We start from the raw sequence: 19,940 nt of genomic DNA on the forward strand, positions 1-19,940 counted from the left end.
AACCTCACTTCCCATGAAGCCAGGTTCACGGCGAATGAGGTTTGCCTCACTAATTCAGTAATTGGAGCAAATAACGAGCAAATTAGTGAGTTTTACTTCACTAAATAGTGAAGTTGCCTCACTCAGCGCTATGCGGCGGAGTAATCATCAGCAAGCGAAGCTCTCAGCTCTTGATCTTCAAGAAAAACTTGCTTATCGCGTAATACGCAGCACCGCGCACGGCGGACTGATCCTGCAGCTCAGCGAACAGGATTCGCATCCGTTCGCGGTGATACGGCAGCGTGCGCCGGTCAACCGCCGCCTGCACGGCAGGCTCCAGCCATTCGGCGGCGCGGCTCATGCGGTTGCCGATGATAACAACGTTCGGGTTGAACACGTTGACGATATTGGCGATGCCCGCACCTAAAAAATCGCCAATCGACCGGATCAACTCGCGCACGCGCTCATCGCCATTCTCAGCCGATGCGAGCAGCTCCTCCAAGCTGTCGAAGCCGAGCAGCACTGCGCGCTCCAGCAATGCATTTTCCGAAGCATACAGTTCCCAACAGCCAAGGTTGCCGCAGCTGCATGGCTTCCCGTCGTACTCGATCGACAAATGGCCGAGCTCGCCGGAGAAGCCGGAAGCGCCCTTGTACAGCTCTTTATTCAAAATAATTCCGGTTCCGATACCGATCCCGACGCTGACGTATATCTGGTTCGGAATGCCGCGCCCTGCGCCATATTTTTGCTCGCCTTGAGCGCCGGCATTCGCTTCGTTGTCGATGGTGACCGGCAGCCCGAAACGCTCCTCCAGCCGCTGCTGCAGCTCGATCTGCCGCCACTTCAAATTCGGCGCGAACAATATCGTTCCTTTGTCGTCAACAATGCCCGGCACGCCGACTCCAATGCCGACAATGCCATATGGGCTTTCGGGTGCTGCATCCATCAGTCCCTCGATGCATTCCGCAAGCTGCTCGATGGCAAACTCAGCGTCATGCCTTTTCAAACCGCGCTGGTGCTCGGCAATAACGTTACCCTCCAAGTCGACCAGCAAGCCGCGTATATAATTGACGCCGAGATCGATGCCGACCGCATAACCCGCCGTACCATTAAACAGCAGCATAACCGGCTTACGCCCGCCGCTCGATTGTCCCGGTCCGATTTCCAGCACGAGATGACTGTCGATCAAGTCCTGAACGAGGCTGGAGACCGTTGCTTTATTAAGCCCGGTAAGCTCGGATATTTGCGCTCGTGACAACGGAGCATGCTTCAGCACCGACTCGAGTACGATGGAAGTGTTTATTTTTTTGATGAGCGCTAAGTCTCCTGTTGGTCTTAATTTCAAAAGGTAATCCTCCGTCCGGGATGATAATAACTAACATTGTATCATGATTGTCGAATATATGGATTGTTCAAGCCGCATACTGATTACTGCTCAGCATCAGCCAGAAAGTTACAGCTAGTTTAACACAAAAACTTAGTTTGTTTAATAGACAAACTAAGTAGCCTCATGTTATTCTGTGAATATAACACCGTTTACAAAAAACTATCGAATTCCGTGAAGGAGGATTTTGTTTTCTATGAGCTATTTCAAAAACATCAACACAATCCAGTTTGAAGGTAAGGGCTCGGACAATCCGCTGGCATTCAAACATTATGATCCTAACCAAGTGGTTCTAGGCAAAACGATGGAAGAGCACCTGCGCTTCGCGGTTGCTTACTGGCATACTTTTAACGCTGCTGGAGCAGACCCGTTCGGTGCAGGAACTATGGTGCGCGAGTGGGATCAATATAGCGGCCTTGACCGTGCGAAAGCGCGCGTTGAAGCTAATTTCGAATTTATGAACAAATTGAACATTCCTTTCTACGCGTTCCACGATGCGGACATTGCGCCAGAAGGAGAAACGCTTCAAGAAACGAACAAAAACCTTGATATTATCGTTGCAATGCTGAAAGACAACATGAAGCAATCCGGCAAAAAGCTGCTTTGGAACACGGTGAACATGTTCTCGAATCCGCGTTTTGTTCACGGTGCAGGAACGACTTGCAACGCTGACGTATATGCATATGCTGGCGCTCAACTGAAAAAAGGTCTTGAGGTCGGTAAAGAGCTTGGCGCAGAAAACTACGTATTCTGGGGCGGCCGCGAAGGCTATGAGACGCTTCTTAACACGGATATGGGCTTTGAGCTTGATAACCTGGCACGCTTGTACCACATGGCAATTGCTTATGCGAAGGAAATCGGCTTTGACGCACAATTCCTGATTGAGCCGAAACCGAAAGAGCCAACGAAGCACCAATACGACTTTGATGCGGCTACAACCATTGCATTCCTTCAAAAATACGGCTTGAAGGATCACTTCAAGCTTAATCTTGAAGCGAACCATGCTACGCTTGCAGGACACACGTTCGAGCACGAAATCCGTACGGCTGCTATTAACGGCATGCTCGGATCGCTCGATGCGAACCAAGGCGACTTGCTGCTCGGCTGGGATACAGATGAATTTCCGACTGACCTGTACTCGACTACATTGACGATGTTTGAAGTATTGAAAGCTGGCGGCATCGGCCGCGGCGGCGTTAACTTCGACGCGAAAGTCCGTCGCGCCTCGTTCGAAGCGGAAGATCTGTTCCTTGCACACATCGCTGGCATGGACAGCTTCGCTTGGGGTCTTAAAGCTGCAGCTAAATTGATCGACGAGAAAATTCTTGACAACATCGTTGACAACCGTTACCGCAGCTTCAAAGAAGGCATCGGCGCGGAAATCGTGTCCGGCAAAGCGACGCTTGCATTGCTTGAGCAATATGCGCTTCAAAATAACCCGATCAAAAACGAGTCCGGCCGTCAAGAACGTATCCGCCTTATGCTTAGCGAAGTTATTTTCAGCGTTTAAGTCGGGAGGATCTTTGACAATGAGCTATGTAATTGGTATAGATTTAGGAACGAGCGCGGTAAAAGCGCTGCTCGTTGACCGTAACGGCACGGTAGCTGCGGAAGCATCCCGGAGCTACCCGCTGTTCCATGAGCATACCGGCTGGAGTGAGCAAAGGTCGGATGACTGGGTAGACGCCAGCGTTGAAGCGCTGCGCGAGCTTACTTCCACAGCGGGTATTGAAGCGAGCGCAATCGAGGGAATCAGCTTCTCCGGACAGATGCACGGACTTGTACTGCTGGACGGCGAAGGCAACCCGGTTCGTAACGCGATACTATGGAACGACACCCGTACGACAGAGCAATGCCGTGAAATCGAGCGGACGCTTGGCGACAAGCTGCTCAGCGTAACACGCAATCCTGCTTTGGAAGGCTTCACGCTTCCGAAAATCCTTTGGGTTCGCCAATATGAGCCGGAAGCCTTTGTACAGGCTAAGCTGTTCCTATTGCCGAAAGACTATCTGCGTTACCGTCTCACCGGCCAGCTGCACATGGATTATTCCGATGCGGCAGGCACTCTCATGCTGGATGTAGCGGGCAAAGAGTGGAGCGGTGAAGTGCTTGAAGCGTTCGCGCTTCCAGCTAGCTTCTGCCCGCCGCTTATTGAGTCGCATGGCCTTGTGGGAACCGTACTGCCGCAAATTGCGGAGCGCACCGGTTTGCCTGCAACCACGAAGGTGTTTGCAGGTGGCGCCGATAACGCATGCGGAGCGATCGGGTCGGGCATTTTGTCCGAAGGGCTGACGCTTTGCAGCATCGGTACGTCTGGCGTCATTCTCTCCTACGAGAATGACAAAACGAAGGATTTCGCCGGCAAGGTGCATTTTTTCAATCACGGCAAACAGGATTCTTTCTATGCGATGGGCGTTACGCTTGCGGCTGGTTACAGCCTTAGCTGGTTCAAAAAGACGTTCGCGCCGAACGAATCGTTTGACCAAATGCTTGATGGCGTTGGCAAAGTCAAGCCAGGAGCGGGAGGCTTGCTGTTCACTCCTTACCTCGTCGGCGAACGTACGCCGCATGCTGATTCTGCTATTCGCGCAAGCTTCATTGGCGTGGACGGCTCACATGAGCGAATTCACTTTGCACGCGCGGTAATGGAAGGCATCACCTTCTCCTTGAATGAGTCGGTCGATATGTTCCGCCGCGCCGGCAAGACAGTCGATACGATCATTTCGATCGGCGGAGGCGCGCAAAATCCGGTTTGGCTGCAAATGCAGGCCGATATTTTCAATGCCACGGTCGTCGCGCTGGAAAATGAACAAGGGCCTGGTCTAGGAGCAGCCATGCTCGCGGCCTATGGCTCCGGCTGGTTCGATAGCCTTGAATCATGTGCGGACAAATTCGTGAAGCATGCGGATTCGTACTCCCCGCAGCCTGAAGCTGCAGCTGCCTACGAAGGCATTTTCAAGATTTACCAACAGGTGTATGAGCAAACACGCGGATTGAATGAGGCGCTCGCGCCATACCGCGGTTAAGATGATGTTAGATATAATGACATAAAAAAGGAGCAGCTTTACCGCTTAAAGCTGCTCCAAATCGATTCAGGCCGTACCCCCAGCTCTCCGGCGATCAATTCAGCCGTTAGACGCTGGGGCTTTTTAATTTTACCGTTACGTATTTTAGATATGGTCGTGAGTGAAATGAGCGTAGATTGAGCGAGCGAGGTTACTGAAATATTTTTGCTGAGCATAAGCATTCGAAGCTTGTAAGAGGGATCTTCCTCTTGGGTGTTCATTAGCAGGTTCGTCAGGATAACGACGAAGTTTTTGAAGCTGCGGTTGCCATTATAAAAAGGCTGAATAACAGCGTCGGTATGATAATAATGGTCTCCGAGCTTAAGCTGGAAGTCGATGGCTTCTGCTGTCCGGTTATTTTTGGCATATTCAAAAATGCTTCCCAGCTTACTGCGCTCCTGATCCGCGGCAAGGTCGATGATAGACAGATTCAAGTACGAGGAGGCGGGCTGCGGAACGGGTGCATAATAGTGCTTTAAGGTCATAATGTTATAGCGTTCATTCACGATGGCGGAAACCATGATTTTGTTGTGAACAATATATTCGTCAATCCACTTTGCTTCACGAAGGTCTTTGCAAATAATGACGTACATCGTTTGATCGCCGAGCTGCAGCTTCCGGCAGGATACGCGAACGGCGGCCGGTGTTGATGCTTTCGTTACAAGCTTGCATTCTAGCGCAGGAGAGAATGCGTGATCGTCTGCGAGCTGATTAACGACTTCTGTAAAGGATAGATCCGCTTCCAAAGGTGACATGATCGTCGATGGATCCAGCTGCGTAAGATCGGATTTCTTAAAGCCTGAGAAAGTAGAGAAAGCTTGATTGACATCGCGGATAAACCAACGGGATTCGTCGCTTTCAACGATAAGCATTGGATCAGAAAGTAAATAAAATAAATGATTCACCGATGACACCGTCCTATCCGTTTGCGTACACCAAACATGTATATCACCTATTATGTCATAAAAACTAACATAAAAACATAGATAATTATGAAAAAATGGTGTCTGCAAAATAAAAGTTATTGGATAACATGATTTTCGGTAAAATTGGCACACTATAACAAAAAGGTTGAAAGGGTGATTTACATTGGCTGATAATTCCGCAATATTGTTTGATTTCAATGATGCCCAAAGCGCAGCGCTTGCTTGCGAGACGCTGCAGCAGCTTGGGTTCGATACGGTTCTGCATGATGGGAGCAGACGCATGCACGTACATATAGAGGGAAGCGATTTGACCTCGGCGCTCGAAATTGCGCAGGCGCATGGAGGACAGCTTGTCGAGCAAGCTCCAATCACATCTGGATCCGCGATGGACAGCGCATACGCGTTAAATGCGATTTCAATCCCTGCTCATCTTGTGAATGAAGATTGGCCATCTTCCTATGGATGGTCGTTGGAGCAGCCTGAGGGGCTGCACAACCGGGATGAAGATGCTGATTTTAGCGATGAGTTCCTGCCCGATCCAGGCACATATGATCATTTTTCAGGAGATGTCCGAGCTTAAATGAAACGGCCATAAATGTGAAGAGGCTGTCCAGTAGTCATGCGACTATTGCGACAGCCTCTTTGTATTAGTGAAGAACGGCATTTAATCCTGCTGTGTAGCCTGTTGAGAAGGCAGCGGTAATATTGTAGCCTCCCGTATAACCATGTATGTCCAGTATTTCTCCGCAGAAGAAGAGGCCGTTCATTAGTTTGGATTCCATCGTCTTCGGGTCGATTTCCTTTAAGTTGACGCCTCCGCCTGTTACAAATGCGTCTTCTATGGATAGTGTGCCGTAAACACGAATCGGAAATCGCTTAATTAATTGGGATAGGATTAACCAATCCTGCTTTGGAATATTGTCAAAGGTAAGACCTTCTGCTAGTCCTGATTTCTGAAGAAGAATCGGAATGAGTTTTTCGGGCAAATAGGCTTTCAACACATTTTTAATCGCTTTTTTTGGTTCCTGTTCCGTAAGCTTTAACGTTTCAATGTAAACCTCGTCTTTGCTCTTTTCCGGCATTAAATCGACCGCTACTTCAATATTGCCGGTACCAAACTGTTTTAATGCTTTCACTACAAACTGGCTGCATCGTAATGCAATGGGCCCGGAGATGCCGAAATGTGTAAAAATCATATCGCCTTGGTGCTCGATTATTTTTTTACCTTTCGGGCTCCATACCGAGAGCGCTACATCCCGAAGCGAGACACCCTGCAGCTCCTTACTCGTTATAAAAGGCTCGTTGGATGTTAAAGGGACCTCTGTCGGGAAGAGCTCCGTTATCGTGTGACCAGCTTGTACTGCCCAGGCATAGCCATCCCCGGTTGAGCCGGTCTGAGGTACGGATTTTCCGCCGGAGGCTACAATAACGCTTCTGCTGTTGATCACGTCTCCTGATTTCAAACGTACGCCAACGACCTTTCCGTTATCATATCGAATCTGATCGACGGGAGCGTTTAAAATAATTTTAACACCCTGCTTCCGGACCTGATTAACAAGCGTATCTACAACCGTTTTAGCCTTATCGGATACAGGGAACATGCGTCCGTTATCTTCTTCCTTAAGCGAGATCCCAAGGTTCTCAAAAAACGAGATAATATCCTTGTTGTTGAAGTTGGAGAAGGAGCTGTGAAGAAAACGGCCGTTTCCGGGTATGTGCTTGATCAGCTCGTCAATGTCTTTGTTGTTTGTGACGTTGCATCTGCCTCCGCCGGAAATGCCGAGCTTTCGTCCCAATTTATTGCCTTTGTCCAAAAGAAGCACGCTTGCTCCATCTCTGCTTGCGGCAATACTGGCCATTAAGCCCGCAGAACCGCCGCCAATTACAATTACATCATATTGCATCGCTTTCCACCTGCTATATTATTAGTATTAATATGATACCACAAAAGAAAGGCGGAATTCTTATGCGGCGAGAGGAATGGAAGTTGACTGGTGACAAAGGAACGGATTTGTTCATCCGGGAATGGAAGCCGGATGCGCGTGACGTGCGGGCCGCTATCTGCTTAGTGCACGGGATGGGGGAGCATGGCGACCGCTATCAGCATGTTGCTGCTCAATTCACGGAGGCTGGCTTTGCGTTGATCGCGCTCGACCAGCACGGACACGGCCGTTCTTCTGGCAAACGCGGCCACCTGCTTTCACTGGATGCAGCAGCAAGCGATGCTGCTTTAATCATTGAAGAAGCGGGAAAAAGAAAACCCGGCGTACCGGTATTTTTGTACGGTCATAGCATGGGCGGCAACGTGGCATTGAACTGTGCGTTACGTTTGCGCCCGGGTATTAGAGGACTCATTCTCACGAGCCCATGGCTAAGGCTGGCGTTTAGTCCGCACCCGTTAAAGGAGTGGATTGGGCGCAAAATAGCTGCCATTCTGCCCGAGCTGCAGCAATCGACCGGCTTAAACCCGGCAGAGTTATTCCGTCCAGGCTATGCAAAGGCTGCTCCCATCGTGGAAGATCCCTTATGCCATACGAAAATTACACTTCATACTTACAATGAAATTGCAGCAGGAGGGGAGTGGGCGCTTGCGCATGCGGACAGTCTTCATGTGCCGCTGCTGCTTATGCATGGCTCCTCCGATCGGATCACATCGCTCGAGGCAAGCCGTTTGTTGGCGGAACGGCTGGGCGAGCGTTGTGAATGGAGAGTCTGGGAGGGAGGCTATCACGAGCTTCACAATGACGTGGAGGGTGAACAAGCCATTAACGAAGTAATAGATTGGCTTGAACGGCAATTGTAAAATGTGGATGTTTGTGTTTTAATCGGAATGATAGCTCTGGCGCAATTAGGGGGAATCGATCGTCTTGCTTAAGGAATTGGTGTTACAATTTATCGTGTCTTTATTGCCGGTTTTCGCTTTCCAGTTCTGGCATGACAAAGACCAGGGATGGAAAGGGATGTCTGTTTTTATGGGCATTTTTTTCGGTGCATCGATGGTATTGTGTATGCTGGCCGCACCGACCGTACTGGGATATGAAATCGACTTTCGGCTCATTCCTTATATGTTAGGTTCCTTGTATGGCGGCTTGCCTGCTCTAGCCGTATTGACCGCTATATATGCTGCAATGCGAATTCCAATGCTTGATAGTGCATGGGAAACGGTAAGCTTCATCTTGTTCATCATCGGTTTTGTTCCGCTAATGCTGCTCGCGATACGTCCGTTTGGGCGGGCCTCCGTGCAACGTAAGCAACGGAACGGCTTGCTGTTCATGTGCATGCTCATGCTCTACTCCATCGTTTCAATTAGCGGCCTTCTCTCCGCAAGAGAAGAGCCGTGGTCTTTTCTCATGGTGCTAACGCTTGTTCTATATGTTTCAGCTATCCTGACGGCAACATGGCTGTCCATATACATGATAGAAAGCGTGAAGGAGAAGCGGCTTCTCCATGATGAGGTAAGGCGTATATCGGCTAATTATCGCGACGAAGTCGAGAAGCTGCAGCAGTTTATAGATGAAACTACCTTTGCGGTTATTGTTGTCGATAGAGATGGACGAATTACTCATTATAATGAAATGGCCACGAAGCTATTATTTCTGCGGGCGGAGTACAGAGGAGAGCGTAAGCTTCTTGGCGCGTCCTTTCCGGCCGTGTTTCAGCCCGGTCAAGGCGATGCTAACGTTAACATGCTGTTTCAAGCGCTAAAAGGTACGCGAGCTTCGCTGGTTCCTTTCGTTGATGAGGAGAAGATGCTGCTAACAACAACCTTTTCACTGCGAAATGCATTTAACGATGAGATTACGGGAGCTGCGATCATCGTTCATGACATTACCGAAATAAACCATCTGCGTGATGAGGTTGGCCGTATGGAGAGGCTTAGCCTTGTCGGTCAAATGGCGGCGAGCATTACGCATGAAATTCGCAATCCGATGGCGGTTATCCGCGGATTTGTTCAGCTCATTCAGGAGCGCAGCCCGAAAAGCCAACATGAATATTTTCGGATTGTGATGGAGGAGCTCGACCGCGCCAATATGATTATTAGCGATTTTTTGTCACTGGCTCAGAACAGAGAACTGACCATGGAGCTTTCGTCACTGCACGATATCATTGAAGAGCTGATTCCGCTGCTGAATGCCGATGCGAATTTGCGGGGCCAAACGATTAAAGTAAGCTTCTGCAATGATCTGCCTCTAATTATGCTGAATAATAGAGAGATCAAGCAGCTGTTACTTAATATTGCCCGCAACGGCATGGAAGCGATGGGAGATAAGGGTGTGCTGCGGGTTAGCACGAGCTTCAATAAGGACAAAGTCGAGCTTCGCATAGCCGATGAGGGAGTCGGAATTCCGGCGGAGAAAATGAAGCATTTATTCGAGCCGTTTTTTACGACGAAGACGCAAGGGACTGGGCTTGGGCTTCCACTTTGCATAAGTATCGCTGAACGTCATAACGGGCGTATTGACGTGGAATCCCGGGAAGGCGAAGGTACGACATTTATTGTAACCTTTTACTTTGCGAAATCGGCGGCTGACATAAAAAGTGCCTAAAGCAAGACTGCAGATGAACTCATTTGCGGTCTTTTTGTTTAAAGCATGGATAGTTGAAGCTGAAAGAAAGAGGAGATAGTGGATGCAAATAAGAATGTTACAAGCAGACGAACAGCCGCCAATGAAATTGCTTTTGTTAGCGGACCCTTCAGAGAAGCTCGTTCAGGAGTACCTTAAGCGGGGTCAATGCTTTGTCGCTGAAGCAGAAGAAACAATTATAGGGGAGTACGTTTTATTGCCGACAAGACCCGAGACCGTCGAGATCGTCAACATAGCAGTGGATGAAAGCTGTCAGGGCAAAGGGATAGGGAAGCAGCTGGTCAACCATGCCATTCAGCAAGCAAAGCTGCTCGGCTTCAAAACGATTGAAATAGGGACTGGAAATTCAGGAGTAGGACAGCTTGCGCTTTATCAAAAATGCGGGTTCAGAATGACGGGCATAGACAGGGACTTTTTTATACGGCATTACAGTGAAGAAATTTTTGAAAATGGGATACAAGTGGTGGATATGGTTCGCTTATCTCAAGATATTTAAGTATAGGTATGGCAGTCTTGAACTTGCTTTCACGTTCAGGACTGCCGTTTTTTTTTTGGCTTATTCTAAAAAATGACTGTCATACCGACTGTACGCACGCGCTTCCCTTTTAGATTTAGAGGCAGAGTGCTTGCTCGCCTGCTTCATAAATTTCCGATTGTTCGCTTGCTCTTTGCGTGCCAGATGAGCAAGCTCTTTTTCGGTTTTCTTATAGTTGGCATAGCGGCGAGTATCGAGTGTCCCCTCCTCAATAGCTTGCTTTACCGCGCAGCCAGCTTCGGATTCATGGGAGCAATTGTGAAAACGGCATTTTGCGGCAAGCGTTATGATATCTGCAAATGTGGTTTCCCAGCCGTCTGCCGCATCCCAAAGCTGCAGCTCCCGCATGCCCGGAGTATCCATCATAATCGCGCCAGACGGTAAAATAAATAATTCGCGATGTGTCGTCGTATGTCTGCCTCTTGCGTCGCTCTCCCGGATAGCCTGCACATCCTGCAGATGGTCATCGGCTAACCAATTCAGCAGCGTTGACTTGCCGACTCCCGATGAACCTGCGATGGCAACCGTGTATCCGGGAAGCAGATAGGGAGTAAGCTCCTCCTTGCCTTTGTTAAGAAACGCACTTACTGCATGAACAGGTACGCCTGGAGCGATTGCCTCGACTAGTGCTATATTTTTCTCTGGATTACTGCACAAGTCAGATTTGGTCAGCAGGACAACCGGCAGCGCACCGCTTTCCCATACCGCAATAAGGTAGCGTTCAATTTTCCGGATATTAAAGTCCTGATTGAGCGCGTTGGTAATAAAAATGGCGTTCATATTCGATGCTATGACCTGTTCATCAATAACATTTCCGGCTTCCTTGCGGGTCATGGAGGAAATGCGCGGCAGCAATGCATGTATGGATGCCCGCTGTTCTCCTTCAAGGAGGTGGACCAATACCCAATCCCCAACCGCAGGAAATTCACTCCGGCTCCCGGCTTCGAATTCATACCTTCCGGTTACTTCAGCAATCCGTTCTCCTGATTCCGTTATAATCCGGTACTGTTTCGAAAATTGTGCCACAATCCGTGCGGGCTCTAAGCTCTTGTTTGTTTGTTGAATCTTTTGCTGCAAAGCCTTATTCCAATTATCGTTCCATCCGTATTTCGTTAAATGCGGATATTTATTATTTTCCAATGTAAGAAAACCCCTTAATCTTGTCATTTTTGAACAACAAAAAAACCGCCAGCCATTTGCTGCGGTCTACATGATGTGCATCCTTCCAGCCTTATGGGATGGAAATCGGAAATCGCACAAAAAAATAGCCGCAAGAAACCTATGCGGTCCCTTGCGGAATGCAATCAAAAAATAGTGCTCCTGCCGAGCGCTACTATTGATTGGAGGATGCTACCCGTTCCGTAGAGACCGATGAAAATGGAGCAAAGCTTATAAGTAAGATGCGCATAGTACATCAGCCTCCTTTACGTAAAATATACTCGTATTATATGTATATCGAAGCGTTGTGTCAATAATTTCTAAATTTGCAACATAACGAAGACGGCAGCGGCGCATACTACCGTTGGAAGACTTTTATATTGGAAGGGAGGTACTAACTTTGACACAACCTAATGAGGAAAAAGGACGTTCCCTACAACAAGCGAAGCAAGCCTCGCAAGACGTGGCGGGGAAAGGCAAGGCGCCAGAGTCCGAAGGCTTTGATAAAAAGCTGGATGGACCTAATCGTCCGTCTACATAGTACGGGGGTGATCGCGTGACAGAACAGGACCATGAACGCAAGCGCAAGCCGCATGTCGACGATCCGGCACTCGATCCGTATGAAATTGAATTTTTGCCCCGGTTTCGGGAAGGACGGGGAAGCCGCGCTCCCTTTATTAATGAGCATGGCGTCGTCATCGGGGATCACGAATATGAATCGCCGAACTCGCCTTTGTCACAGTGGAGCGAGGATACCGACCCGGCCGTTATGGCCGGCGACGAGTGGGTGCATCCGTTCAAGGACGTCGGCTTTCAGACGGCTGAAAACCGTGATATTTTTGAGAAGGGATTGCCTCCACAAGGCGGTATATTTATGCATCGGGACAAAAATACCGCTTATGGGGTTGGCGATCCGGACGATTCGTCGGATTTGACGGAAAAAGGGCAACCGGAGTAACGTACTCCGGTTGCTTTATTTTGATTACGGACGGTATAATAGTAGCTAAAATAAAGTAATTAGAGGAGTGTGTTTCGATGTCGATGTCATTCGAACGATACATGTTAGATATGGTACAGCCAATGCGCGACGATCTTACCCGGATTGGTATTCAAGAGCTTCGTACAGCGGAAGAGGTTGAGGAAAATTTGCCAAAAGCAAGCGGTACTGCGCTTGTAGTTGTAAACTCGGTTTGCGGCTGCGCAGCCGGCCAATGTCGCCCTGGCGTGGCAGAAGCGCTTCAGCACGATATATTGCCTGATCACCTTTATACTGTATTTGCAGGACAGGACAAAGAAGCGACTGCGAAAGCACGCGAATATTTTGCGCCATACCCGCCGTCTTCGCCTTCCATCGCTTTGATGAAGGACGGCGAACTTGTACACTTTATCGAACGGCACCAGATCGAAAATCGTTCCGCAGCTGAAATTGCAGCCGATCTGACCGATGCCTTCGATCGGTTCTGCCGATAGTCGGGACGGTACCTATGAGCTTACAAAGTGAAATCATTGAAAGGCTTGGCGTAAAGCCGATGATCGATCCTGAAGCGGAAGTCCGCAGACGGGTAGACTTCTTGAAGCAATACGTGACCCAGTCGGGTACGACGGGGCTGCTTATCGCGATTAGCGGCGGCATTGACAGCGCGGTAGCGACTGGCCTTTGCAAGCGTGCGACGGATGAGCTTAGCGCCGAGACAGGCCGCGAGTATATGACGCTCGGCGTGTTTCAGCCGTATGGCGATCAAGCAGACATTGCGGACAGCTATGCTGTTGCAGAAGCGTTCCAGTTGACTCATAAGGTAGAGACGAATATCGCGGAAGCGGTTGACGAAATTGCCCTTGAGGTTGAGCATGGCTTCAAAGCGCTTGGCATTCCGCGCCATTTGAGCCGCGGGGGCAAAGGCAACGTGAAAGCGAGAACGCGGATGGTTACGCAATATGCGCTCGCATTCGATCTTAATCTGCTTGTAGTCGGCACGGACCATGCATCCGAGGCGATTACCGGTTTTTACACGAAGTGGGGCGATGGCGCTGTAGACATTACTCCGCTAAGCACGCTTAACAAGCGTCAGGTTCGCCAGATTGCCTCCTACATCGGCGTTCCGCAAAGCGTGCTCGACAAAGCGCCGACTGCCGGGCTATGGGAAGGTCAAACCGACGAGGCAGAGCTTGGCATCACATACGCCGACAACAGCGACTACCTCGAAGGCAAAGAAATCGCGGCGGAAGTTCGCGAGAAGCTGGAGAAGCAATATTTGAAAACCGAGCACAAACGAGCCCCGATTCCGGGTATTTAGAAAATAAGCCTCCATTCGCTTTGAACCGTCAGGTATCAAGGGAATGCAGGCTTTTTTCTTTAGTTTATATAAACCCAAGCTTTTTTAAATAAACTATAACCTTTGAGGCGCTCTCCTCTGCCGTTTCATTATCCGTCTCGATGGTCAGATCCGGCTGCACCGGCTCCTCAAATGGGTCGGATATACCCGTAAACTGTATGATTTCACCGTTTATCGTTTTTTCATATAAGCCTTTCACGTCCCTGCTTATGCATTGTTCAAGCGGGCATTTGACGTAAACTTCGAGATACGTCCCGATTTCCGTCCGGCAATAGTCGCGCATTTCCTGATAGGGCGATATAAATGAAGCGAGCACGAGTACGCCATTGCGGTTCAGCAATTTGCAAATATAAGCGATTCTTCGGATATGAGTCATCCGATCCTCTCTGGATACCCCAAATTAGAAGAAAAATGACGCCGGATCTCGTCCCCGTCCAGCAGCTCCAGCTTCAAGTCCGTATGTTTTAATTGTTGTTCCAACAGCCGGCAAATCGTTGTTTACCGGCTCCTGACAAGCCTGTAAACCAATCCGTTACGCCTTCTTGCAATAAAACACCTCTCAAGATCCCAAACGAGTCAGAGTGTCATGTAAAGAAGTGACAAAGGAGCAGGTCCGATTGCTCCTTTGTCGATTTCAATTAAGCTATAACGAATCCGGTTAAGTTAACTGGCCCTAAAATAGTTGCGCCTCCCGTGCCGGATAATTCTGCTGTCAAAAAGTAGAATTGCGTAGTGCCTACAATAAAAGCCGGCTGGGATAAATCGGTATGAACGCTTGAAAAGTTACGATCTGTTGACCCTAAACCGCCAAGACCGGCAATTTGGGCATCAGTCGTTTGAAAAATAACAGCTCCGGTTGGGCTTCCGCGGCGAATCCGGAAAATAATGACTGGCAACACTGGTAATGCAGATACATTAGACTGCCATCCGACATTTGAATGAAATACAGTATGATGGGTGGTTGCCCCAATACTGAGAGTTATTGAGGTTAAGAAAACTTCAACACCTGGCGTCATGTTGATTGGTAATGCAAACGTTCCCCTTGCGGCTTCATTGGCACGAAAGTCAAAAATAGTTGCTGCCATTTCACTAAAAATTAACAGAATGAAAGAAAGTTGTTGTGAAGGATTAAACGAAAAAGCGGGTGTGACAGCTTGAAAGTTAAAATTTCCTATATCATCGCAGTTTTCATCGTTATGGTTATTGGCTTATGCTCAAGAACCTACGCCGCTTCCTTGCCTGTATTTGTTGCTGAGCATTTTGGCGATGCGCTGTGGGCGAGTATGATTTACTTTGGCGTACGGGCAGTATGGAGTGACAAAAGCTTTATTTGGGCGGGACTAATTAGTGTTGTATTTTGTTTTGGTATCGAGTTTAGCCAGTTCTATCAAGCGGACTGGATAAAGGGCATAAGAAGCACTAAGCTAGGCTCGTTGGTTTTAGGGAGGGGGTTTTTGACGGTAGATTTGGTAAGGTACAGTGCAGGGATATTGTTATCTTTGATGGTTGATTGGTATTTCCGTAAGCGTCTGGCGGGCAGGTGATATGCTGGGAACAATGACTTGCGGTTTCGTGGGGCTTGAGTAGAGGGCGGTTGTTGCGATATAGAGGTAAAAAATGGAGTTACTCCTCAGAATTTAGGTTTTTTGCTATAAATAGCGGTACTTTTATGTCTTATTCGACTGTTTCAGGTAGGATAATACCTTTTTCAAGAGGGCTAACGCCATTATTTTCCGCTAATTTCGCTAGCGCCTCACGTTATACTCGAATAAGACCTTCTATTACCGCTATTTATCAACAACGCTGCAGCCGGGCTAAGGCAGCCCCGAAGTTAATCGGCAGCCTGAGCTGCCAATCTTTTATTGCTGTCCATACCAAACTAAGAAGGCTTCTGCCACCGCAGTGCCTGCGGCGCCATTCGGATGAGGATCATCCTTCGAGCTCATGAATTCCGGTTTGACGAGCCGGTCGTCCGGGGCAGCTTGTCCGAGCACCTTGGCAATATCGAAAACACCGGTTACGCCGCTCGGTGAACTTATACGAATCCAATTGTTAACGGTACGCCAAACCTTTTCCTGTTCTCCTGAAAAGTTAAATGCGGGCAGCGTACATAACCATATGACTCTGTCCGGGTTGCTGCTTTTCAACTGATTAATAATGGACGTTAAATCGGCAATGAGTTGTTCGGCGCTGCGGTTAGCGGTACCGACATCATTAACGCCTAAGCAAATAACGATCTCATCACCTTGCTTGGCCTTTGACAACCATGCGCTGTCGTTAACCAAATCGTAGGCTCTCGCCCACCCGCTGCCAATATTCCATGTACCAACATCAGGCCCTAAGCCATTTGCAATTTTGGAAGACCAGAACGTATAGCCATCCTGCTCGGTGCGCACGCCCTGCGTGATAGAGTCGCCTAGAAATACGACCTTCTTCGAAACGGCCCTTTCATAAGCGATCAAGGAAGGCAGTACCTGCCTGTTGCCTGCGGCGGCAAAAGCTTCTGCGGATGCTTGACCAGCGCGGTCACCGGCAGCTTCATAGGCGCTTGCCAGCAGCGTCTCGGTATTAAAAGGCAGCCCTTCCTCGCTGCCATTCAACGTTATCGCCCATGTGAACGCTAGAAAGTGATTATCAGGAATATGAACAGACACTGCATCACTCCAAAATTTTTCTCCGCGCGATACTTCTCTCGAGGCCGATCCCTCGAAGGTAACGGGACGCTCGGAGCCCAAAATGATGCTGCCGTCAGGGAGCGTTCCCCCATCCGCTACAAAACAGGACTCAATCCGCCAATTGCCGCCTGCGTCATTCGCTTTCGATTCCGAACCGTCCGACCAGGTTGAATCTACTGCGTTGCTATGCCAAAACTTTAATTGAAGCTGACCATACTCCCGCGGCCTTATGTATGTTCTAAATGTAATCGTTGTCTTTTGCTCCAAGCGAAGCATAAAATTTGTTGCGGTTGATAGAGTTGTAACCGAGGTATATCCGTTCATCATTGATCTCCACTCCTCCAAAAATGCTCTTATCGCTTATGGCGGTAAGACTTGTTTCTCTCAAACTATCACTTTTTCAATTAGAAGACAACGGCAGAGGTTTCCTCAGCATATGAAATTATATATGATAGGAAGAAATAGATGTAATTTAAGGAGACTTGTTGAATGAGCTTTCAAGATAGAAAAAACGAGATCATATGCAAGGTCGCCATACTTGCCGAACGGCAACCCCTTCTCAGCAGCCGGTTATGGTTTCATAACGATATCCGGGACAACTTTTATTATGCGTCCTATTTGTTCGCAGCGGCAGTGAATGAACCGGATCGCTTGCCCTTTGAGCCGGATGCAGCCAAAAAGACAGCAGCAGCTGTTTTATTAGAGGTGCTTCAGCTACAAGATCAGAATCCGAACAGCGAAACCTATGGGCATTGGCCTTTAAATTTGGAGCCTTCTCCCCGGCAGGCTAAGCCTCATGTGCTGCCCGTAGAATTAATGGGAAGCTTAATGGCCTTTTTTGCAGCCAATTACAAGTCCCATTTCGATAAGTATCTCACAGCGGCATTTGACGCGGCGCTAACCCATATTTACCGCAGCAACTTCTATCGTGTACCGATGCATCACTTCAATCATCATGAAGCCAAGTATACGGCTGCTAAGCTGATATTTGGCCAGTTGTTCGAAGATGCTGAGCTGTTTGAAGACGGTCGAAGCAGCCTTCAGCGGACGTTAGCTCATATTCAAAAACAAGGGATGTCCGAATATGGCTGCTTGCCTTGGTTTTGGCATTGGGTACAAGCCTTCACCTGTGCATGGCAGATGACGGACGATGCTTCCGTGAATAAAACGCTCGGAGAAATGCTTGATTTTCTCTGGAACGAGAGAGCCGCATTTTATTTAAAAGGAACATGGGCCGGAACGCATTCCCGCGGCCTGAGGCACGATATACCTTTGGACGGAAACGTATTGCATGACTATGTTCAATTTGGAGATTTCAAGCTTCCTGAAGAGATGCCCCGCACGGAATACGCAGGCTTTTTGTATTACGCGGCGCCAGAGACAGCACGCCATACTGCTCTAAATCGCAATGAGCCGACTGAAGTGAAAAAAACGATAACGAAGCCGGCTGGCGCAGATACAATTAAGCTTCACAGCTATGCATACATCACCGCGGATTTTGCGGCAGGCGGGATGTGGGAACGGCACGAGGAGTTTGATAATGAGCAGCATCGCTGGGATTTCACGTTTCCATTAGGCCGGCAAGCAGGCATTAATCAAGCCTATTTTTTCCATCCGTCAGGTGCGTATTCGAATGATGATCCACGACATCAAAGCGGGCACACGGAAGTGCTGTATCACAAAAATACGATAATGGCGCTATATCCGATTCCGGAAGACAAGCCAAACCAAATAGTCGGCGTTTTGCCGAAAACGGACTGGCAGCAGGAACAAAATGTACTTTTGGGGCAGATCGGTCACGTATATTGTGCCGTATATTTGATGCAGCCTTACCAAGTGGAACTACTGAACGATCGCTGCACAGTTACAAGCAGGGGCTCACGGAACGGCGTAGTAATGGAAGTGATGAGCGACACAGCGGCAGCACGGTTAGGCTTGAACAGCTTCGAGGCATTCGCCGCTGAGGCGAAACGTAATCACCCTGTTTGGTCGTCCGATGAATCGTTTTCCGTACAGTATACAACCTTAGAGCAAGCCAAGCTTCGTATCAGCATCGATCGTTATGGTAACCCGGATAAACGGATTAACGAACGGCCGATTAATTTTACCGGATATTCGCTCTAAAGCTTGTCACACATCTTTCACAGTGCTATAGCTCGATCGAGTCATGTGCGTACAGCCACCCATTGATACAATTTGGACAGTTAATCCAAATCAATGGAGGTTGTTTTGATGGCATTACGCACAAAAATCGCAGGCGCAGCATTGGCTGCCGTATTAACATTAGGCGCTGCGGTCCCCGTATTCGCGCATGACGGCTGGACTCAGACAAGCTCGCCAATCGTGGCGGCAGGACAAGTATCTTATGTGGAGCTTATGCTCGGCAATCACTCGAATGAGCACAAGAGCTATCGGATTGCCGGACAATTTCCAGTCGACAACTCGAAGGTATATGTGACGACGCCGGCTGGCGTAAAATCTGACATTACAGGCACACGCTTCTACACAGGCGAGGCAGCTACGGAAACAGAGCCTGCCGTGAACAATTATTTTATCTCTTCGTTTAAGTCGGCCGTACCGGGCGCTTATATCGTATCAGCAGAGGGTGATTCAGTATTCAAGAGTTCTGCAGCAGCTAGCCGTACGCTTAGAAGCGCAAAATCGTTCGTAGCGATTAGCGACATTCCGGTTATTGACCGTGTTAAAGCGCTAAAGGGCTTCTCCAAGCAAGTAAGCACGGACCGCGCAGAACTGGTTCCGCAATTCAATCCAGCTGCGGTAACGCCATCCGAGAACGTGTCGATTCAGCTGTTTTTGAAAGGCAAGCCGCTGGCTGACACCAGCGTAGACATCATTCGACGGAGCAATTCGGAAGCTACAGAGCTGAAAACGGACGCGAACGGAATCGTATCCTTCACGACGGGCGCTGCCGATTATTACTTGGTCCGTGCTAAGCCGGGTACAACGGAGGCGAAAGTAGGAGAATACGCAAAGACAAATTATGAAGCAACCATGACGTTCACCGTTCAAAATAAATCGCCGAGGCTTCCGGGTGTTGCATCGTCAGTCAAGCCGCATATTTACGTGAACGGAAATGTCGTTGCCGCAGACAGCTTGACTGTTCTGAATGGTACAACGAAGGTGGATGCAGCATTCATTCGCAAATATGTCGATGCTGCGTATACAGGTAAAGGTCTTGTATCCCTTCGTTCTGCAGCAGAAGCTGCAGACGCGGCTGTAGAATATTTCCCTGCAGTCGGCGAAACCCGGGCAGCGGTTGCTGTCTACACAAAATAACG

At 48.9% G+C, this 19,940-nt stretch carries 19 protein-coding genes and 1 pseudogene; 13 read left to right on the forward strand and 7 right to left on the reverse strand.

The window, feature by feature from the left end; genetic code table 11:
* Positions 1-163: 163 nt before the first annotated feature.
* Positions 164-1,324, reverse strand: a complete 1,161-nt coding sequence (locus DFP97_RS13940) for an ROK family protein (RefSeq protein ID WP_114380749.1) — start codon at positions 1,322-1,324, stop codon at positions 164-166.
* Between the two features lie 235 nt (positions 1,325-1,559).
* Between DFP97_RS13940 and xylA the strand changes: the two genes are divergently transcribed.
* Both xylA and xylB read left to right on the forward strand, forming a co-directional pair.
* Positions 1,560-2,873, forward strand: coding sequence for a xylose isomerase (gene xylA, locus DFP97_RS13945; protein WP_114380751.1), 1,314 nt, complete (start codon positions 1,560-1,562; stop codon positions 2,871-2,873).
* A gap of 19 nt (positions 2,874-2,892) precedes the next feature.
* On the forward strand, positions 2,893-4,389 hold the full coding sequence (gene xylB, locus DFP97_RS13950; RefSeq protein WP_114380753.1) for a xylulokinase: 1,497 nt from the start codon (positions 2,893-2,895) through the stop codon (positions 4,387-4,389).
* Positions 4,390-4,427: 38 nt separating this feature from the next.
* Here xylB and DFP97_RS13955 read toward each other — a convergent pair whose 3' ends face one another.
* Entirely contained in the window at positions 4,428-5,333 is a 906-nt protein-coding gene (locus DFP97_RS13955; RefSeq protein ID WP_181873517.1) for a helix-turn-helix domain-containing protein, read from the reverse strand.
* A gap of 184 nt (positions 5,334-5,517) precedes the next feature.
* Here DFP97_RS13955 and DFP97_RS13960 point away from each other — a divergent pair, with 184 nt between their 5' ends.
* Positions 5,518-5,934 carry a hypothetical protein gene (locus DFP97_RS13960; RefSeq protein WP_114381002.1) on the forward strand — a complete coding sequence of 139 codons (417 nt, stop codon included), beginning with the start codon at positions 5,518-5,520 and terminating at the stop codon, positions 5,932-5,934.
* A gap of 67 nt (positions 5,935-6,001) precedes the next feature.
* Here DFP97_RS13960 and DFP97_RS13965 read toward each other — a convergent pair whose 3' ends face one another.
* Positions 6,002-7,258: a BaiN/RdsA family NAD(P)/FAD-dependent oxidoreductase gene (locus DFP97_RS13965; RefSeq protein WP_114380757.1), complete on the reverse strand. Its 1,257-nt coding sequence runs from the start codon at positions 7,256-7,258 to the stop codon at positions 6,002-6,004.
* Positions 7,259-7,320: 62 nt separating this feature from the next.
* Here DFP97_RS13965 and DFP97_RS13970 point away from each other — a divergent pair, with 62 nt between their 5' ends.
* From DFP97_RS13970 to DFP97_RS13980, 3 genes are all read left to right on the forward strand, one after another.
* Positions 7,321-8,157 (forward strand): alpha/beta hydrolase, encoded by an 837-nt coding sequence (locus DFP97_RS13970; RefSeq protein WP_181873518.1) that lies wholly within the window; start codon positions 7,321-7,323, stop codon positions 8,155-8,157.
* Positions 8,158-8,221: 64 nt separating this feature from the next.
* Positions 8,222-9,901, forward strand: coding sequence for an ATP-binding protein (locus DFP97_RS13975; RefSeq protein ID WP_114380761.1), 1,680 nt, complete (start codon positions 8,222-8,224; stop codon positions 9,899-9,901).
* Positions 9,902-9,983: 82 nt separating this feature from the next.
* Positions 9,984-10,436, forward strand: coding sequence for a GNAT family N-acetyltransferase (locus DFP97_RS13980; RefSeq protein WP_114380762.1), 453 nt, complete (start codon positions 9,984-9,986; stop codon positions 10,434-10,436).
* A gap of 60 nt (positions 10,437-10,496) precedes the next feature.
* On the opposite strand, the gene rsgA is transcribed toward DFP97_RS13980, so the two are convergent.
* The gene (rsgA, locus tag DFP97_RS13985; protein WP_114380764.1) at positions 10,497-11,642 is read right to left on the reverse strand and encodes a ribosome small subunit-dependent GTPase A; all 1,146 of its coding nucleotides are present in this window, start codon (positions 11,640-11,642) and stop codon (positions 10,497-10,499) included.
* Between the two features lie 391 nt (positions 11,643-12,033).
* On the opposite strand from rsgA, the gene DFP97_RS30750 reads away from it, so the two are divergent.
* The 4 genes from DFP97_RS30750 to nadE all read left to right on the forward strand — a co-directional run bounded on the left by DFP97_RS30750 (position 12,034) and on the right by nadE (position 13,927).
* On the forward strand, positions 12,034-12,174 hold the full coding sequence (locus DFP97_RS30750) for a hypothetical protein (RefSeq protein ID WP_181873534.1): 141 nt from the start codon (positions 12,034-12,036) through the stop codon (positions 12,172-12,174).
* Between the two features lie 15 nt (positions 12,175-12,189).
* Entirely contained in the window at positions 12,190-12,591 is a 402-nt protein-coding gene (locus DFP97_RS13990) for a DUF3905 domain-containing protein (protein ID WP_114380766.1), read from the forward strand.
* A gap of 77 nt (positions 12,592-12,668) precedes the next feature.
* Complete coding sequence (locus tag DFP97_RS13995; protein WP_114380768.1) at positions 12,669-13,103, forward strand: BrxA/BrxB family bacilliredoxin; 435 nt, start codon at positions 12,669-12,671, stop codon at positions 13,101-13,103.
* 14 nt (positions 13,104-13,117) lie between these two features.
* Positions 13,118-13,927 carry an ammonia-dependent NAD(+) synthetase gene (gene nadE, locus DFP97_RS14000; protein WP_114380770.1) on the forward strand — a complete coding sequence of 270 codons (810 nt, stop codon included), beginning with the start codon at positions 13,118-13,120 and terminating at the stop codon, positions 13,925-13,927.
* Between the two features lie 64 nt (positions 13,928-13,991).
* Here nadE and cysC read toward each other — a convergent pair.
* Positions 13,992-14,446, reverse strand: a pseudogene (cysC, locus tag DFP97_RS14005) (adenylyl-sulfate kinase).
* Positions 14,447-14,604: 158 nt separating this feature from the next.
* Complete coding sequence (locus tag DFP97_RS30425; RefSeq protein WP_147275056.1) at positions 14,605-15,051, reverse strand: hypothetical protein; 447 nt, start codon at positions 15,049-15,051, stop codon at positions 14,605-14,607.
* Positions 15,052-15,120: 69 nt separating this feature from the next.
* Here DFP97_RS30425 and DFP97_RS14015 point away from each other — a divergent pair, with 69 nt between their 5' ends.
* Positions 15,121-15,510: a ribosomal maturation YjgA family protein gene (locus tag DFP97_RS14015; RefSeq protein WP_245976224.1), complete on the forward strand. Its 390-nt coding sequence runs from the start codon at positions 15,121-15,123 to the stop codon at positions 15,508-15,510.
* Between the two features lie 315 nt (positions 15,511-15,825).
* Here the strand turns inward: DFP97_RS14015 and DFP97_RS14020 are convergent, their stop codons facing one another.
* Positions 15,826-16,968 carry an SGNH/GDSL hydrolase family protein gene (locus DFP97_RS14020; RefSeq protein WP_114380773.1) on the reverse strand — a complete coding sequence of 381 codons (1,143 nt, stop codon included), beginning with the start codon at positions 16,966-16,968 and terminating at the stop codon, positions 15,826-15,828.
* 162 nt (positions 16,969-17,130) lie between these two features.
* Here DFP97_RS14020 and DFP97_RS14025 point away from each other — a divergent pair, with 162 nt between their 5' ends.
* Both DFP97_RS14025 and DFP97_RS14030 read left to right on the forward strand, forming a co-directional pair.
* Positions 17,131-18,765: a hypothetical protein gene (locus tag DFP97_RS14025; protein ID WP_114380775.1), complete on the forward strand. Its 1,635-nt coding sequence runs from the start codon at positions 17,131-17,133 to the stop codon at positions 18,763-18,765.
* Between the two features lie 108 nt (positions 18,766-18,873).
* On the forward strand, positions 18,874-19,938 hold the full coding sequence (locus DFP97_RS14030; protein ID WP_114380777.1) for a DUF4198 domain-containing protein: 1,065 nt from the start codon (positions 18,874-18,876) through the stop codon (positions 19,936-19,938).
* Positions 19,939-19,940 lie beyond the last annotated feature (2 nt).

Source organism: Paenibacillus prosopidis, assembly GCF_003337375.1.
Lineage (GTDB): Bacteria > Bacillota > Bacilli > Paenibacillales > Paenibacillaceae > Pristimantibacillus > Pristimantibacillus prosopidis.